This is a genomic window from Streptomyces sp. NPDC058758 (assembly GCF_042746075.1).
Taxonomy (GTDB): Bacteria; Actinomycetota; Actinomycetes; order Streptomycetales; family Streptomycetaceae; genus Streptomyces.
The window spans coordinates 106744-122166 of the sequence record NZ_JBHYPS010000003.1; the positions used below are offsets into that span (position 1 = coordinate 106744).

General features: G+C 74.4%; 16 protein-coding genes. 9 read left to right on the forward strand and 7 right to left on the reverse strand.

Features of this window, described 5'->3' with window-relative positions:
- Positions 1-116 precede the first annotated feature (116 nt).
- Positions 117-1661 carry an FAD-dependent oxidoreductase gene (locus tag ACFW6A_RS05275; protein ID WP_386638766.1) on the forward strand — a complete coding sequence of 515 codons (1545 nt, stop codon included), beginning with the start codon at positions 117-119 and terminating at the stop codon, positions 1659-1661.
- A 482-nt stretch (positions 1662-2143) separates the two neighbouring features.
- Positions 2144-2758: a hypothetical protein gene (locus ACFW6A_RS05280; protein WP_386638769.1), complete on the forward strand. Its 615-nt coding sequence runs from the start codon at positions 2144-2146 to the stop codon at positions 2756-2758.
- 73 nt (positions 2759-2831) lie between these two features.
- Here the strand turns inward: ACFW6A_RS05280 and ACFW6A_RS05285 are convergent, their stop codons facing one another.
- Together ACFW6A_RS05285 and ACFW6A_RS05290 are read right to left on the reverse strand one after the other, a co-directional pair.
- A complete protein-coding gene (locus ACFW6A_RS05285; RefSeq protein ID WP_351854762.1) occupies positions 2832-3140 on the reverse strand; it encodes an SHOCT domain-containing protein in 309 nt (102 codons plus the stop codon).
- 44 nt (positions 3141-3184) lie between these two features.
- The gene (locus ACFW6A_RS05290) at positions 3185-3652 is read right to left on the reverse strand and encodes a DUF6325 family protein (protein WP_351854764.1); all 468 of its coding nucleotides are present in this window, start codon (positions 3650-3652) and stop codon (positions 3185-3187) included.
- Positions 3653-3859: 207 nt separating this feature from the next.
- Between ACFW6A_RS05290 and ACFW6A_RS05295 the strand changes: the two genes are divergently transcribed.
- From ACFW6A_RS05295 to ACFW6A_RS05310, 4 genes are all read left to right on the forward strand, one after another.
- A complete protein-coding gene (locus tag ACFW6A_RS05295; protein WP_386483875.1) occupies positions 3860-5191 on the forward strand; it encodes a DUF1254 domain-containing protein in 1332 nt (443 codons plus the stop codon).
- A gap of 230 nt (positions 5192-5421) precedes the next feature.
- Positions 5422-6399: a GlxA family transcriptional regulator gene (locus ACFW6A_RS05300; RefSeq protein WP_386638773.1), complete on the forward strand. Its 978-nt coding sequence runs from the start codon at positions 5422-5424 to the stop codon at positions 6397-6399.
- Positions 6400-6469: 70 nt separating this feature from the next.
- The gene (locus ACFW6A_RS05305; protein WP_351854771.1) at positions 6470-7216 is read left to right on the forward strand and encodes an MBL fold metallo-hydrolase; all 747 of its coding nucleotides are present in this window, start codon (positions 6470-6472) and stop codon (positions 7214-7216) included.
- Between the two features lie 10 nt (positions 7217-7226).
- Positions 7227-7730: a MarR family winged helix-turn-helix transcriptional regulator gene (locus ACFW6A_RS05310; RefSeq protein ID WP_386483870.1), complete on the forward strand. Its 504-nt coding sequence runs from the start codon at positions 7227-7229 to the stop codon at positions 7728-7730.
- Between the two features lie 145 nt (positions 7731-7875).
- On the opposite strand, the gene ACFW6A_RS05315 is transcribed toward ACFW6A_RS05310, so the two are convergent.
- Together ACFW6A_RS05315 and ACFW6A_RS05320 are read right to left on the reverse strand one after the other, a co-directional pair.
- Positions 7876-8436: a DM13 domain-containing protein gene (locus ACFW6A_RS05315; protein WP_351854776.1), complete on the reverse strand. Its 561-nt coding sequence runs from the start codon at positions 8434-8436 to the stop codon at positions 7876-7878.
- 92 nt (positions 8437-8528) lie between these two features.
- On the reverse strand, positions 8529-9107 hold the full coding sequence (locus ACFW6A_RS05320) for a TetR/AcrR family transcriptional regulator (RefSeq protein WP_351854779.1): 579 nt from the start codon (positions 9105-9107) through the stop codon (positions 8529-8531).
- A 91-nt stretch (positions 9108-9198) separates the two neighbouring features.
- Here ACFW6A_RS05320 and ACFW6A_RS05325 point away from each other — a divergent pair, with 91 nt between their 5' ends.
- Positions 9199-9645, forward strand: coding sequence for a DUF1772 domain-containing protein (locus ACFW6A_RS05325; RefSeq protein WP_351854782.1), 447 nt, complete (start codon positions 9199-9201; stop codon positions 9643-9645).
- Positions 9646-9761: 116 nt separating this feature from the next.
- Here ACFW6A_RS05325 and pntB read toward each other — a convergent pair whose 3' ends face one another.
- Positions 9762-11180 (reverse strand): Re/Si-specific NAD(P)(+) transhydrogenase subunit beta, encoded by a 1419-nt coding sequence (gene pntB, locus ACFW6A_RS05330; RefSeq protein ID WP_386638777.1) that lies wholly within the window; start codon positions 11178-11180, stop codon positions 9762-9764.
- 1 nt (position 11181) lies between these two features.
- Entirely contained in the window at positions 11182-12708 is a 1527-nt protein-coding gene (locus ACFW6A_RS05335; RefSeq protein WP_386483877.1) for a Re/Si-specific NAD(P)(+) transhydrogenase subunit alpha, read from the reverse strand.
- Positions 12709-12897: 189 nt separating this feature from the next.
- Here ACFW6A_RS05335 and ACFW6A_RS05340 point away from each other — a divergent pair, with 189 nt between their 5' ends.
- Positions 12898-13872, forward strand: a complete 975-nt coding sequence (locus tag ACFW6A_RS05340; RefSeq protein WP_351854787.1) for an acetylxylan esterase — start codon at positions 12898-12900, stop codon at positions 13870-13872.
- Between the two features lie 58 nt (positions 13873-13930).
- Positions 13931-14923 carry a LysR family transcriptional regulator gene (locus ACFW6A_RS05345; protein ID WP_386638781.1) on the forward strand — a complete coding sequence of 331 codons (993 nt, stop codon included), beginning with the start codon at positions 13931-13933 and terminating at the stop codon, positions 14921-14923.
- On the opposite strand, the gene ACFW6A_RS05350 is transcribed toward ACFW6A_RS05345, so the two are convergent.
- Entirely contained in the window at positions 14869-15339 is a 471-nt protein-coding gene (locus ACFW6A_RS05350) for a hypothetical protein (protein ID WP_351854792.1), read from the reverse strand. The genes ACFW6A_RS05345 and ACFW6A_RS05350 overlap by 55 nt on opposite strands.
- Positions 15340-15423: the final 84 nt, after the last annotated feature.

Below are 15423 nucleotides of genomic sequence, written 5' to 3' on the forward strand. Positions count from 1 at the left end.
CGGTCCGCCCGCCCCCACACCGGGGCTTCGGCCGTTCGGCGGAACACCCGCACCCCCTCTGGCCGGGAGATCCCGCCCCGACGCGTCAGGACGGCACGACCGGGCAGACGCCGGACATGAAGCGACTCTCGGACAGCGGACGCTCCTACTGGACGGAGACGGCCCCCCTCCCCTCCTTCCCCTCCCTCGCGGATGCGGCCGAGGCGGACGCGGTGGTCGTCGGCGCCGGCATCGCCGGTCTCAACACGGCGTGGGAGCTCGCCCGGGCCGGGCTCGACGTCGTCGTGCTGGAGGCGGACCGGCTCGCGGGAGGGGTCACGGGCCACACGACGGGAAAACTCACCGCTCTGCACCCCCGCGTGTACGACACGCTCCGGACCGGGCACGGAGACGACGCCGCCCGCCGGTACGCGGCCTCCCAGAGCGCCGCGCTGCGCCGCGTCGTCGAGGTGGTCGACGAGCTCGGCATCAGCTGCGACCTGGAACGACGCCCGGCGCTCACCTACTGCCGGCGGCCCGAGGGCGTCGCCGCCCTGCGCGCCGAGGCGGAGGCGGCCCGGGCGGCCGGCCTCGCCGCCTCGTTCGTCACGGAGACCGGACTGCCCTTCCCCGTCGCCGGCGCCGTCAGGGTGGAGCACCAGGCCCAGTTCCACCCGCTCGCGTACCTGCGCGCGCTCGTCGACGACCTCGTGGCGCTCGGCGGCCGGATCCACGAGGGAACCCGCGTGGTGGAGCTCCACCGGGGGGACCCCTGCCGGCTCGCCACCGACACCGGGGCCACCGTCTCCGCCCGGCACGTCGTGGTGGCCACCCACCACCCCGTCTTCGACCACGCGCTGCTCGCCACGAGGCTGACCCAGCACCGCGACCTGGTGATCGCGGGCCCCCTGCCCGCGCCCCGGGACCCGGACGGCATGTACATCACGGAGGAGGACGGCAAGCGCTCCGTCCGCACGGCACCGCTCCCGGACGGCGGACGGCTCCTGATCGTCACCGGCGAGGCGTTCAAACCCGGCACGGGAGAGGACACCGAGGCCGGCTACGCCCGTCTCCGGGACTGGACCGAGCAGCACTTCCCCGAGGTCACCCTCACCCACCGCTGGGCGGCGCAGGACAACAGCGCCACGGACACCCTGCCCCTCGTCGGCCGCATGCCCGCCGCCGGCGAGAACGTCTACGTCGCCACCGGCTTCGCCGGGTGGGGCATGACGGGCGGTGTCATGGCGGGGTCGGCCATCGCCGCCCTCGTACGGGGCGAACGGGAACCGTGGGCCGGCCTCTACGCCCCGGGCCGCCTCGGCCCCGCCCTCCGTTCCGCGCCGGCCCTCCTCAAGGAGCAGTGGGAGACGGGCAAGCACTTCGTCGGGGACCGCCTGAAGACCTTCGGCACCGGCACCGACGACCCCGTCCGCGACCTGCGGCCGGGCGAGGGAACCGTCGTCCGCGCGAAGGGCGGCCCCTGCGCCGTCCACCGCGACGACCAGGGCGGGCTCCACGCCGTGTCCGCCGTCTGCACCCACCTCGGCTGCGTCGTCGCGTTCAACAACGCGGAACGCACCTGGGAATGCCCCTGCCACGGCTCCCGCTTCGACATCGACGGCACAGTCCTCCAGGGCCCGGCACTGACCCCCCTCGAACGACGGGACCCGGAAGGAGGGTGACACCACGCCGCGTCCCCGCCGGGGGGAGTCCCGGGCCGGACGGCGAACGGGCCTCCCCGGCCGCGGGTGCCGCGCCGAGGCCGACGAGCGTCCTGCGTGACCACCCGATCCCCGCCGGTTTCGCCGGCTCCTGATCGAGGCCGGCGGCAACACCGGCGACAACGCGGCACGTCAACGGAGTTGCCGAAGCGACGCACCTCGGCGAGGCGGACGCGGCGGACGGTGTCGGAGGTTCCCGGCATGCGGGAGCGGCCGCCTGGTGACGCACGGCGCGGCGGGCGCGGGACGCGGACCCGGGCCGTGAGGTGCGGGCGCGCCTCGTGGGGTCCGCCGGGTGGGGGGCGGGGGGCTATATCTTCCGAGGGCGGGGGGCGACCGACGTTCCGTAGGCGATGCGAGGGCTCTGTACCGTGACCGGATCCGTTCCCGAATCCGCCGAGAGGCCGGGGCCTGCCGAGCCCTGTGGCGAGGCCCGGTGGCCGATGGCGCTGGCCGTCGTCACCGCCATGGTGCTGACCGTCCTGCTTCCCGACGGCCTCCGGCTGGCGCCCCGGTGGGTGCTGCCGGCCGTCGAGGGGCTGCTGCTGCTCGCGCTCATCGCGGGTGACCCGGGGCGGATCGACCGGCGGTCGGCGGTGCTGCGCACCCTGTCGATCGCGCTGGTGGGGGTTCTCGCGCTCAGCGCCGTCTGGTCGACGGTGCGGCTGGTCGACGACATCCTCCGGGGCGGCGAGGAGACCGGCTCCGCCACCAGCCTCCTGCAGTCGGGCGGTACGGTCTGGGCCTGTACCGTCCTGGCCTTCTCCCTGCTGTACTTCGAACTCGACAGCGGCGGGGCCGCGGCCCGCGCCCACCACCTCCCCCGCACGCCCGCGCTCGCCTTCCCCCAGCAGCTCAATCCGGAACTGGCGAGCCCCCACTGGCGGCCCCGCTACGTCGACTACCTCTACCTCGGGCTGACCAACGCCACCGCGTTCAGCCCCACCGACGTGATGCCCCTGGCGCCCTGGGCGAAGATCGCCATGGGGGTCCAGTCGCTCGTCTCGCTGCTCGTCCTCGGTCTGGTGGTGGCCCGCGCCGTCAACGTCCTCGGCTGAGGAGGGGGCGGGGCGGAGGAGGGGCGGGGCGGAGGAGGGGCGGGCGCGGAGGAGGGGCGGGTGCGGGTGCGGGTCAGGAGGCCAGGATGCGGCTCTTCTGGGCCTCGAACTCGGCCTCGGAGAGCACTCCCTGCTCCTTGAGCTGGCCGAGCTCCTTCAGCTGGGAGATCTTGGCGTCCATCGACGTTTCGGCCGGCGGCTCGGGGGCGGGCGGCGGCGGAGGAGGAGCGGAGTACGCCTGCGGGGGCTCCGCCACGGCGGCGCGCTGGTAGTCCTGCTGCGCCCACCGGCCCGCCTGCCGGCGCGACACGCGGTTGGACACGGCGGTGGCGGTACCGGAGATGACCGCGGTGCGCGCGATACCGCGCAGGAGACCGGGCATGGCAGATTCCTTGTCGTCGTCGGGTGGGTGTCGGCCCTGAGCCTTCAGGAGCCGGACGCGGCGGTCGCGGCCTCCACGGCCTCCAGGCTCGCCAGGAGGTCCTCGGGCGGGATCCTTCCGTTGGCCACCATGCGCGCCCCGCCGCGGCGCAGGGCGGCCGCCAGCGGCACGGCCCACAGGTTCTCGTACACGAGGATGCCCGCGGAGCTGCCGGCTTCCAGGACGGCGGCGGCCTCCTGGAGGTCGTCCTCGCCGAGCAGGCCCGAGGAGGCGCCCTCGAACACGGCCAGGTCCAGTTCCCCGTCCCCGTCCAGGTCGGCGACCTTCAGCGCGGTGACCGAACCGTCCTCGTCCTTGCGGACGAAGGACAGGTCGAGGATCCGGATGACGCGCCGCTCGACGAGGTCGAGCAGCAGGGGCAGCCCTTCTCCGGTCATGCGGTTTCCCGGGAACTCCAGGACCAGGAAGTCCACGGGCCCCATCTCGGAGAATTCGACTTCGTCGACGCTCATTCCGACTCCTCGCTGACGGCTCTCGGCCTTCGGCGGTACGGCGGCCACGCCCCCGGCCGCACCCGTTGCCGCCACCCATTCCAACACCGCGCGACCGCGCCCGCACTTTCGCGGCCCCGTCACCCGTTCAGCGGACCCGTCGGGCGGCCGGGGGGCCGCGCTCATAGCGTCGGGCCCCAACGGGGCCCCTCACACCTGGAGCGACGCATGCCTGACGAGTCGATGGAAAAGCTGGCCACGGAGGCCTGGATCTACGGGTATCCGCTGGTCACGGCGGCCGTCACGAAGAACGTCATGACGGCGGTGCCGGCCCGGGACGACGCGCGCAGGAAGGCCCCGGTCAACCAGTTCTGCTACATGCGCGCCACCCCGGACGCCTCCTTCACCGAGGTCGTCTCGCCGAACGCCGACACGCTGTACTCCAGCGGCTGGCTCGACCTGTCCGACGAGCCCCTGGTGCTGACCCTGCCCGACTTCGGCGACCGCTTCTGGATGGTTCCGGTCCTGGACGCCTGGTCCGACGTCTGCGCCGTCGTCGGCCGGCGCGGGAACGGCTCGTCCGCCGGGCCGTTCCTGATCGCCGGGCCGTCCTGGTCGGGAGCGGTCCCCGACGGCCTGACGCTGCTGGAGTCGCCCACCGCCGTGAACTGGATCATCGCCAGGTACGCGACCAGCGGCCCGGCGGACTTCCCGGCCGTGAACGCGCTGCAGGACGCCACGCGGCTGGTCCCGCTGTCGCGGTGGACCGGCGATCCCGACGACTACTCCCCTCCCACCGACGTGCCCGTCGCCGCCGGCGCCGACACCGCGACGGCGCCCGTCGACCAGGTCCACGCGCTCGGCGGCCGCGACTACTTCGCCCTCCTCAACCGGATGATGGTCGACAATCCCCCCGCCCCCGCCGACGCGCCGCTCCTGGGCACCCTCGCCAAGCTCGGCATCGCACCCGGCGCGAGCCTGGACGACCTGTCCCCGGAGGAGATCGCCGTCCTCGACGCGGGCGCGCGGCGCGGACCCGAGGTCCTGCGCGAGCTGCTCGGCCGGGCGGAGTCCGCGAAGACCGACGGCTGGACGGTGCACCGGGGGCTGGGGGACTACGGCACGGACTACGCCAAGCGCGCGGTCATCACCCGGTTCGGCTACGGGGCCAACCTCGACGCCGACGCCCTGTACCCGCACGCCACCACCGACGCCGACGGCCGGCCCCTCGACGGCGCCCACACCTACGTGCTGCACTTCGACGCCGGCCGGACCCCGCCCGTCGACGGCTTCTGGTCCCTCACGATGATGAACGAGCGCCAGCTCTTCGCCGACAACCCGCTGGGCCGGTACGCGATCGGCGACCGCAGCGGCATGCGGACCAACCCCGACGGCTCCCTGGACATCCACGTCCAGCACGACAGCCCCGGCCCCGACCGCGAGAGCAACTGGCTCCCCGCCCCCGCCGGAAGCTTCAACGTCTTCCTGCGCCTGTACTGGCCCGAGGAGTCCGCCCTCACCGGCGACTGGACCCCGCCGCCCCTGCGCCGCACCGGCTGACACCGGCGGGGCCCGGCGCCGTCGGGCCCGGCAAGGGGCGGGGCACGGTGACGCGGACCTCGGACCTCGGACCTCGGACCTCGGGCCGCGGGCCTCGGGCCTCGGGCCTCGGGCCGCGGGCCGCGGGCCGCGGACGAAGCCGAACGCGCACCGTCCGCCGTCCGCGGCAGGTCCGGATCTGACAGAACATGGTCATTGCGGACGTCGGGGCCGGGCGGAATGATCGGCGCATGCTTCCACCGCACCGGGTCGTCGTCGCGGCCTTCCCCGGCGTCGAGCTCCTCAACGTCACCGGGCCGGCCGAGGTCTTCTCGATGGCCGGCCGGATCGCCGGCTCCGCCCGGCCCGGCTACACCGTCCGCATCGCCACGGCCGGGGGCGAGCCGGTGGCCACCTCCGGCGGGATCCGGCTGATGGCCGACCTGGCGCTGGACGAGGTGGACGGCGACGTGGACACCCTGCTCGTGTCGGGTGCCGTCCGCGTGCGCGACCACGAGGTGGAGCCGGTGCTCGACCGCCGGATCGTCGACTGGCTGCGCGAAGTGGCGCCCGGCACCGGCCGGCTGGGGTCCGTCTGCTCGGGCGCGCACCTGCTGGCGGCGGCGGGGCTGCTGGACGGCCGTACCGCCACGACCCACTGGCGGACGGCCGGGCGGCTCGCCGCCGACCACCCGCTCGTCACCGTGGACCCGGACCCGATCTTCATCCGGGAAGGCAGGCTGTGGACCTGCGTCGGCATCGCGTCGGGGATGGACATGGCGCTGGCCATGGTCACCGAGGACCACGGCCCCGCACTCGCCCTCGCCACCGCCCGGACGATGGTCATGTACGTCAAACGGGCGGGCGGGCAGAGCCAGTTCAGCGTGCCGCTCACCCCTCCCGCCGCGCCCGGCGACCGGCTGGACGACCTGCGCGTGTGGATCGGCGAGCACCTCGCCGAGGACCTGTCCGCCGAGGTCCTGGCGGCCCGGCTGCACCTGGGCGTGCGGCACTTCTCGCGGGTCTTCCGGCGGCGCACCGGCACCACTCCGGCCGCGTACGTCGAGTCCCTGCGCCTCGAGGCCGCCCGCCGGCTGCTCCAGGACAGCGCCCACGGCCTGCCCGAGATCGCCGCCCTCAGCGGCCTCGGTTCCGTGGAGAGCCTGCACCGCTCCTTCCGGCGCCGTCTCGGCACCACCCCCGCCGAGTACCGGCGCCGCTTCCGCTGAACCCCGCACCCCCTCCCACCGCCCGCGGACCGCCGCGCGGCGGAAGACGGTCATGCCCGAGGAGAGAACCGTGTCCCGAACCAAGGTCGTCCCCCTGCCCGTCATGGGGCGGCACCACATCAACGCCTACCTGCTGCTGGGCCGCCGCCCCGTCATCGTCGACGCGGGGACGCCCGGCAGCGGCCGGAGGATCCACGAGCAGGTCGCCGCCCACGGCGTGGACCCCGCCGACGTGGCGCTGATCGTCCTCACCCACGGCCACATCGACCACTTCGGCTCCGCCGCCGAACTGCGCCGCCTGACCGGGGCGCCCGTCGCGGGGCACGTCGCCGACCTCGGTCCCTACCGCACCGGCCGGGCCCGCGAACCGTACCTGCCCACCGGGCCGATGGGCCGCCTCATGGCCCGGCACAGGAACCTGCACGTCAAGGTCCCCCCGGTCGAACCCGACGTGGTCGTGACCGGCGAGACCGACCTGGAGGACTTCGGGGTCGCGGCGCGCATCATGCCCACCCCCGGGCACACCGCCGGGTCGGTCTCCGTCCTCACCGACCGCGGGGACCTCGTCGCCGGAGACCTGATCGCCAACTCCTTCTTCGGCCTGGTGCGGGGCCGGCCCGGCAACCCTCCCTTCCACGACGACCCGCTGGGCAACCTCGCCAGCCTGCGCGCGATGCTCGCCCTCTCCCCCACTGCCCTCCACGTCGGCCACGGCACCCCGCTGGAACCCGACCGGGTCCGGCGCTGGGCCGACCGGGAGCAGCGGCGGCTGTCCCGGCGCGAAGCGGCGGGGCGGCTCCCGTCCGCACGGGGATAGTGTGCCGATCATGGAATCGTCGAGGAGGGCCCTCACCGACCAGGCGCCGGCGAACCCGGCCGCCACCGATGACATGCCGGCCACCCAGCCGGTCGGCTACTGGTGCGGGCTGACGCAGGCGGCCGTCACCCGGCACCTGCGGGACGCCATGGCCAGGATCGACGTCACGCAGCCGCAGTACTGGGTGCTCGACCGCGTGAACGGCGGTCCCGCGGCGCCGGGCCGGGAAGAGGTCGCCGCACAGCTGGCGCACCTCGCCGCCGGGCCGCACGAGATCGCCCGGGCCGTCGACCAGCTGCTCCACCGCGCCTGGCTGCGGACCGACGACGAACGGCGCCTGCGCCTCACCGACACCGGCGAGGCCGCCCGGGTGCGCATCCGCGAACTGGCGACCGAGGTGCGCGCCGTGGTCCACGAGGGCATCGGCGACGAGGAGTACGTGGCCGCCCTCAAGGTGCTGCGCCGGATGGTGGCCAACGTCGAGGGCCACGGGGGCGCCGGCGGCCCGCTCTGACACGGCGGGCGTGACGCGGCCGGTGCCCCGGGGCAGCCGGAGGGCGGCGGCGTGGCCGGTGTCGCCGGCGAGCTGCCGGTGGAGCGCGGGCGGGCCGGCGGCGGACGTCGGCCGGGGACGTCCCGAACGCGTCCCCCGTGCGGTGTCAGGTGCGGACGATCTCCGCGGCGCCGAACGAGACGTCGAAGCGGTCGCACCAGATGCTCACGCTCGTGTACGCCGACAGGTCGAGGTCCGCCGGCAGCGGATAGTTCTGGTCGCCCTTGTTCCCCTTGAGCTTGGCGAGGTCGACGTACTTGCCGTCGTCGAAGACGCGCCAGCCGGCCGTCCCCTCCTTCACCGGCGCGTCGCTCAACCAGACGTGCAGGTCGGGGCCGTTGCTCGTGTCGAGGCCTTCGAGCCGGAGCGTGTGGCTGCCGTCGGCGAGCCGGACGATCCTCACTGTTCCGGTCGTCGCGTGCTCGTGGCTGATGAACGAGCCCCGTGCCACGGTGGCCGGTCCGGCGGGCTCCGTCGGCGGCGCGGAGGGGGACGGGTCCGCGGGCACCGCTCCCGTCCCGCTCGGCGCCGTCGCGGAGGGCAGCGCCTCGTGGACGGTCTCGTCCACCCACAGGGCCCAGGGCTTGAACCACACCAGTCCGGCCACCGCGATCACCGCGGCGACGACCGCCGCCGCCCACCGCCGCCTCTTCGTGACGCGCCCCACGGCGCACCCCCTTCGCACCTCGACGTCTCCTCCGGCCCATCCAACGCGACCGGGGGCGCCGGGGAAAGACCCCTTCCCCGGGTGGTGCCGGGTCAGGCCACGGCGAGGCGGTCCACCAGGAGGCGGACCCTGCGTTCGGTGTCCTCCGGAGGGAGCCTCCGCGCCCGGGTGAGGGTGGCCAGGCCGTGCAGGGCGGCCCAGAACGTCTCGGTGAACAGCGCCGGGTGGACGTCCTCCCCTGCGACCTCGCCGAGGCTCTCGAGGAAGGCGGCGAAGGCGTCCTTCAGCGGTTCGGGGGTGTCCTCGTGCGCGAAGGCCAGGCCGCCGTCGAGCTGGAACATGGCGTCGTAGACGGCCGGGTTGCGCACGGCGAAGTCGAGGTAGGCGCGGGCGAGGGCGGTGACCCGGTCGCGGGGGCCGTCCGCCGCCGAGGTCGCGGCGCGCACCGCCGCGGCCATCTCGGCGGCGCCTTCGAGGGCGACGGCGCCGATGATCTCGCGCTTCCCGCGGAAGTGGCTGTAGAGGACGGGCTGGCTGTACTCGATGCGCTCGGCGAGCCGGCGGGTGGTGACGGCGTCCCAGCCCTGCCGCTCGGCGAGTTCACGGGCCGTGGCCACGATGAGGCGCTCGCGGTCCGCCCGTTCGCGCTGCTTGCGTTCCTGTACCGACATGACTCGATGCTAGCACCGCTAGACAATCGAGCTAAGCAAGTACTAGCGTTGCCTCACCAGCTAGCAATGCTAGAAAACAGGAGGGGTCGTCATGCTCAGCGCGCTCGAGGTCGTCACCACCGTGGTCGTCGGCCTGATGGTGGGGGTGGAGTTCTCCGTCGCCTTCGTCATGAACCGGATCCTCAACGCCCTTCCCGAGGACAGCGGCCTGCTCGGTCGCGCCCACGGCGGCCGGATGCTCGGCGCCGTGATGCCGGTCTGGTACATCGCCTCGCTCGTCCTGAGCGCGGTCTGGGCCGTCGCCGCGTGGGGCGACCCCGGCACCCGCCTCGTCGTCGTCGCCGCCGGACTGCTGGTCCTGAGCGTGATCATGTCGGTGCTGCTGCTCGTCCCGATCAACAACCGGGGCAAGACCTGGACCCCCGAGAACCGGCCGGCCGACTGGAAGGAGCAGGCGAACCGCTGGGACCGCTACCACTACGTGCGCGTCGCCGTCATCGTCGCCGCCTTCGCCCTGCTGGTCACCGCCCTCGTCTGAGCCCGGGACCGTCAGTCCCGGCCGGTGGCCCGCCGCAGGTGGAGGAAGGCGGCGGGGGTGCCGGACGACGGGGTGCCGCGTGCCCGGGGAGGGTGCCGGGGCCCGCGGCGGCGGGGTCACAGGGCGCTGACGATGTCCTCCACGCGGTCCTTGGCGTCACCGAAGAGCATGCTGGTGTTGGGACGGAAGAAGAGGGGGTTCTGGACGCCCGCGTAGCCGGAGGCCATCGAGCGTTTGAAGACGACGACCTGGTCGGCCTCCCAGACGGTGAGGACGGGCATGCCGGCGAGGGGGCTGCCCGGGTCCTCGGCGCCGGCCGGGTTGACGGTGTCGTTGGCGCCGATGACGAGGACGACGTCGGTGTCGGCGAAGTCGCCGTTGATCTCGTCCATCTCCAGGACGATGTCGTACGGCACCTTGGCCTCGGCCAGGAGGACGTTCATGTGCCCGGGCAGGCGGCCGGCGACGGGGTGGATGCCGAAGCGGACGTCGACGCCCCGGGCGCGGAGCTTGGAGGCGAGTTCCGCGACCGGGTACTGGGCCTGGGCGACGGCCATGCCGTACCCGGGGGTGATGACGACCGAGCGGGCGGCGGCGAGGAGTTCGGCGGCGCCCTGGGCGGTGATCTCCTGGTGCTCGCCGTAGTCGGCCTCGGAGTCCGAGGGGGCCTCGGTGCCGAAGCCGCCGGCGATCACCGACAGGAACGAGCGGTTCATCGCCTTGCACATGATGTAGCTGAGGTAGGCGCCGGAGGAGCCGACGAGGGCGCCGGTCACGATCAGCAGGTCGTTGCCGAGGAGGAAGCCGGAGGCGGCGGCGGCCCAGCCGGAGTAGCTGTTGAGCATCGAGACGACGACGGGCATGTCGCCGCCGCCGATGGAGGCGACCAGGTGCCAGCCGAGGGCGAGGGCCAGGGCGGTGGCCGCGACGAGCAGCCAGAGGGCGGGGGCGACGGTGAAGCGGACGGTGAGGACGAGGAAGAGAGCGACGGCGCCGAGGTTGAGGGCGTTCTTGCCGGGGAGCGCCAGCGGCCGGGAGTCGATGCGGGCGGCGAGCTTGAGGTAGGCGACGACGGAGCCGGTGAAGGTGACGGCGCCGATGAAGACGCCGACGAACACCTCGGCGTGGTGGATGCCGAGGGTGCCGAGCGCGTCGAGGGCGGCGGCCTCGGCGCCGCCGGGGCGGTGCTCCACGTCGAGGTAGCCGTTCCAGCCGACGAGGACGGCGGCGAGGCCGACGAAGGAGTGGAGCAGCGCGATGAGTTCGGGCATGCCGGTCATCTCGACGCCGCGGGCCCGCCACAGGCCGATGAGCGCGCCGGCGAGCATGGCGGCGGCGAGGAGGCCGGCGGCGCCGGCGCCGATGCCCCGGTCGGCGGCGAGGACGGCGGTGGCGACGAGGGCGACGGCCATGCCGAGCATGCCGAAGGCGTTGCCGAGCCGGGCCGATTCGTGCCGGGAGAGTCCGGCGAGGGCGAGGATGAAGAGCAGCGCGGCGACGAGGTAGGCCGCCTGTGCGGCGTGGGTGGCGGACATGTCAGCTCCTGTGGAACATTCCGAGCATGCGGCGCGTCACCGCGAAGCCGCCGAAGACGTTGATGCCGGCCAGCAGGACGGCGACGGCCGCCAGCACGGTGACGACGGGGGAGCCGTGGCCGATCTGGAGCATCGCGCCGACGAGGATGATCCCGGAGATCGCGTTGGTCACCGACATCAGCGGGGTGTGCAGGGCGTGGTGCACGTGTCCGATGACGTAGTAGCCGATGACGACGGCGAGGACGAAGACCGTGACGTGGGGCAGGAGCGCGGGCGGGGCGAAGCCGACGACGAGGAAGAGCGCGAGGGCCGCGAGGGCGACGCCGGCGAAGCGCCGCCCCGCCGTCGGGGGCGTCCTGGCCGGCGGGGCCGGGACGGGGGCCGCGCCGGGGGCGGGCGCGGGGGCGGCCGAGACCTGGACGGGCGGCGGCGGCCAGGACGGTTCGCCGTCGTGGACGACGGTGACGGAGCGCTGCACGGGGTCGTCCGGGTCGAGGACGAGCCGGCCGTCCCTCTCCGGCGTCATCAGCTTCAGCAGGTTCACCAGGTTGGTGCCGTAGAGCTGTGACGCCTGCGCGGGGAGCCGGCCCGCCAGGTCGGTGTAGCCGAGGATCGTCACGCCGTTCGCGGTGACGGTCCGCTCGCCCTTCACCGTCCCCTCGACGTTGCCGCCGTTGGCGGCGGCCATGTCCACGATCACCGAGCCCGGGCGCATGGCGGCCACCGTGTCGGCGGTGACGAGCCGGGGCGCGGGGCGGCCGGGGATCAGGGCGGTGGTGATGACGATGTCGGCCTCGCGGCACTGCTCGGCGTAGAGGGCGGCCTCGCGGGCCTTGTAGTCGTCGCCCATCTCCTTGGCGTAGCCGGTGGCCGAGACCTCCGTCTCCGGGGACTCGATCGCCAGGTACTCGCCGCCCAGCGAGCGGACCTGGTCGGCCACTTCGGGGCGGGGGTCGGTGGCCCGGACGATCGCGCCGAGCGAGCCGGCGGTGCCGATGGCGGCGAGTCCGGCGACGCCCGCGCCGGCGACGAGGACCCGCGCGGGCGGCACCTTGCCGGCGGCGGTGACCTGGCCGGTGAAGAAGCGGCCGAACTCGTGGGCCGCCTCGACGACGGCCCGGTAGCCGGCGATGTTCGCCATCGAGGACAGCACGTCCATGGACTGGGCCCGGCTGATGCGGGGCACTGCGTCCGGGGACAGGACGGTGAGGGGCCGCCGGCCCAGGTCCTCGACCGTCGCCGGGTCGAAGGCGGGGGCGAAGAGCGCGACGACCGTGGATCCGGGGCGCATCCGGTCCAGCAGTTCCGGCGGCGGGGCGTTCACGCCGAGCACGACGTCCGCGGCCACCGCTTCGCCGACGCGGGCGCCGGCGGTCTCGTAGGCGGCGTCGGGGAAGCCCGCCGCCGCGCCCGCGTCCGGGTCGACGACGACCTCGTAGCCGAGCCCGCGGATCTTCTCGACCGTGGCGGGCGTCGCCGCCACGCGCCGCTCGCCGTCCCGCGCCTCCTTGAGGACTCCGACAATCACCACACCCCTCCGTTCGCCGCTGTCGCCCCCACCTTGGCCCCCGCGGGCCCGTCCGGGAAGAAGGCTCGCGCATGGAAGACCGAAGATCGTTCACGTATATGAATCCGGGGGCCGGTCGGGCTAGGGTGGGCCGGGCCGGGGTGGACCGGTCGACATTTCGAACGTGACGACCTGACCAGGCGGTGTTCCATGACCCTGTTCGACCTGCCCCTCGACCGGCTGCGCGAGTACCGCAGCGCCTCGGTGGAGCCGGAGGACTTCGACGCGTTCTGGGCGAAGACGCTCGGCGGGGCGCGGGAGCACGCGCTGGACGCGCGGTTCGCGCGCGTGGCGACGGGGCTCGCGACGGTGGAGACGTACGACGTGACCTTCGCCGGGTTCGACGGGCATCCGGTCAAGGGCTGGTTCGTCGTCCCGGCCGGGGTGAGCGAGCCGGTGCCGGTCGTCGTGGAGTTCCTGGGGTACGGCGGCGGGCGGGGGCTCGCGCACAGCCATCTGCTGTGGGCCTCGGCCGGGTTCGCGCACTTCGTGATGGACACCCGGGGCCAGGGCAGCGGTTGGGCGCCGGGCGACACCGCCGACCCGGTGGGCAGCGCGCCGGCGTTCCCGGGGTTCATGACGCGGGGCGTGGAGGATCCGGAGACGTACTACTACCGGCGTCTGTACACGGACGCGGTGCGCGCGGTGGAGGCGGCCCGCTCGCACCCGCTGGTGGACGCGGAGCGCACCGCGGTGACCGGGATCAGCCAGGGCGGCGGCATCACGGTGGCCGTGGCGGGGCTGGTGCCCGGTCTGGCGGCGGTGGCGCCGGACGTGCCGTTCCTGTGCGACTTCCCGCGCGCGACGACGGTGACGGACCGGGCGCCGTACCGGGAGATCGGCAACTACCTGAAGACGCACCGGGGCCGGGTGGAGCGGGTGCGGGAGACCCTCGCCTACTTCGACGGGGTGCACTTCGCGGCCCGGGCGACGGCGCCGGCGCTGTTCTCCACCGCGCTGGAGGACCAGACCTGCCCGCCGTCGACGGTGTTCGCGGCGTTCAACGCGTACGCGCACGAGGACAAGGCGATCGAGGTCTACGACTTCAACGACCACGAGGGCGGCGGCGCGTTCCAGCAGGCGGCGCAGCTGGCCTGGCTGCCGGAGCGGCTCCGCGCCCGGTAGTCCCCTTGCCGCCTCCCCTGGTCTGGACCTGCACGGCCTCCGGCGTCAAGCTGGGCGCATGGACTTGGAGTTGCGGCATCTGAAGACGGTCAGGGCCATTGCCGAGGCCGGCAGCCTCACGCGCGCGGCCACCGCCCTCGGACTGGCGCAGCCCGCCCTCAGCGCCCAGCTCAAACGGATCGAACGAACCCTGGGCGGGGCCCTGTTCGTGCGCGGCAGGGACGGCGTGCGGGCCACCGCCCTGGGCGATCTGGTCCTGGAGCGGGCCCGGGTGGTGCTGCCCGCCGTGTGCGGACTCCAGGAGGAGGCCGTCCGGTTCGCCCGGGACGGCGTCGCCGGGCACCGCCTGGGCGGCACCCACGGGCCGCTGCTGGGCGGCCTCGTGGACCGGCTCGCCCGGACCGATCCGGACGCGCGGGTGACCACGTACACCTCCTGGTCGGAGCGGGAGGTCGCCCACGGGGTGGTGGCCGGGCGGCTCGACTTCGCGCTCGTCGGGGTGTGCGGGGAGAGCTCCCCGCCGGAGGCCGGGCGGCTCGCCTGGACGGAGGTCGCCCGCGACCCCGTGTACGTGATGCTGGCGACCGGCCATCCGCTGGCCTCCCGCCCGCGGGTGGCGCTGGCCGAACTCGCCGCCGAGGACTGGACGGACGTGCCGGGCGACGGCTGCTTCGGCGACTGCTTCGCCGCCGCCTGCGTGCGGGCCGGCTTCACCCCGGCCCGGGTGTACGAGACGGACACCGCCTCCTGCGTCCACCTGGTCCAGGTGGGCCGGGCGGTGGGCCTCTGCCGGGCCACCTTCCCCGCCACCCCGGGCATCGTCACCCGCCCCCTGGCGGGCGCGCCGCTCGTCTGGCGCCACCTCCTCGGCTGGCACCCCGAGGGCGGCGCGGCCGGCCGCGCCGCCACCGTCCTCGCCCACGCCCGCGACGCCCACGCCGAGGCGCTGGCGCGCAGCGCGGGACGGACCGCGGACGCGGCGCGCCGGGACCACCGTCAGGTGTCGTACAGACCGTCCCAGGGGGCGGAGAACCCCAGGCCGTCGGGGTAGAGCTCCGCCCACTCCGTCTCCCCGTCCCCGCCGGGGCCCTCCTCCACGACCAGGCCGAACAGGGCGCCCTCGAACCGCACGGCGAAGGGGGCGATCGCGATGGACTCGTACCGCCGCCCGGGCAGGGCGTCCAGCCACTCGTCGAGGAGCGCCCCGGCGGCGTCGATCGCCCCCCGCTCCCCCCGGGCCGTGGTGCCGGTGGAGGCGATGCTCGACCCCAGGTGCCCGCCGGCCCCGTCGAAGCGGTGGAGGACGGCGTACCAGCGCTTCCGCTCCCGCCAGTCGTCGTCCATCGTCCAGTCCTCGGGGAAGGCGGCGGTGACCGAGGCGAAGAACTGGCCGCCGTCCCACCGGCCGATGGTGGAGGTCCGGTAGTCGGGCTCGTACGCGATCGGGACGACCTCGGGAACGCTCATGGGCACACCGTAGACCCCGCCTCCGACAGCGCCCCGGGCCATAACGCGGGGGGAGGGGCCGGGTGGAGGCTCCCGCTCCCCCGG

What these genes read in the sequence shown, in the direction of transcription:
- ACFW6A_RS05275 (WP_386638766.1), top strand. Translation starts at nt 117, where the DNA reads ATGAAGCGACTCTCGGACAGCGGACGCTCCTACTGGACGGAGACGGCC.
- ACFW6A_RS05280 (WP_386638769.1), top strand. Translation starts at nt 2,144, where the DNA reads ATGGCGCTGGCCGTCGTCACCGCCATGGTGCTGACCGTCCTGCTTCCC.
- ACFW6A_RS05285 (WP_351854762.1), bottom strand. Translation starts at nt 3,140, where the DNA reads ATGCCCGGTCTCCTGCGCGGTATCGCGCGCACCGCGGTCATCTCCGGT.
- ACFW6A_RS05290 (WP_351854764.1), bottom strand. Translation starts at nt 3,652, where the DNA reads ATGAGCGTCGACGAAGTCGAATTCTCCGAGATGGGGCCCGTGGACTTC.
- ACFW6A_RS05295 (WP_386483875.1), top strand. Translation starts at nt 3,860, where the DNA reads ATGCCTGACGAGTCGATGGAAAAGCTGGCCACGGAGGCCTGGATCTAC.
- ACFW6A_RS05300 (WP_386638773.1), top strand. Translation starts at nt 5,422, where the DNA reads ATGCTTCCACCGCACCGGGTCGTCGTCGCGGCCTTCCCCGGCGTCGAG.
- ACFW6A_RS05310 (WP_386483870.1), top strand. Translation starts at nt 7,227, where the DNA reads ATGGAATCGTCGAGGAGGGCCCTCACCGACCAGGCGCCGGCGAACCCG.
- ACFW6A_RS05320 (WP_351854779.1), bottom strand. Translation starts at nt 9,107, where the DNA reads ATGTCGGTACAGGAACGCAAGCAGCGCGAACGGGCGGACCGCGAGCGC.
- ACFW6A_RS05325 (WP_351854782.1), top strand. Translation starts at nt 9,199, where the DNA reads ATGCTCAGCGCGCTCGAGGTCGTCACCACCGTGGTCGTCGGCCTGATG.
- pntB (WP_386638777.1), bottom strand. Translation starts at nt 11,180, where the DNA reads ATGTCCGCCACCCACGCCGCACAGGCGGCCTACCTCGTCGCCGCGCTG.
- ACFW6A_RS05340 (WP_351854787.1), top strand. Translation starts at nt 12,898, where the DNA reads ATGACCCTGTTCGACCTGCCCCTCGACCGGCTGCGCGAGTACCGCAGC.
- ACFW6A_RS05345 (WP_386638781.1), top strand. Translation starts at nt 13,931, where the DNA reads ATGGACTTGGAGTTGCGGCATCTGAAGACGGTCAGGGCCATTGCCGAG.
- ACFW6A_RS05350 (WP_351854792.1), bottom strand. Translation starts at nt 15,339, where the DNA reads ATGAGCGTTCCCGAGGTCGTCCCGATCGCGTACGAGCCCGACTACCGG.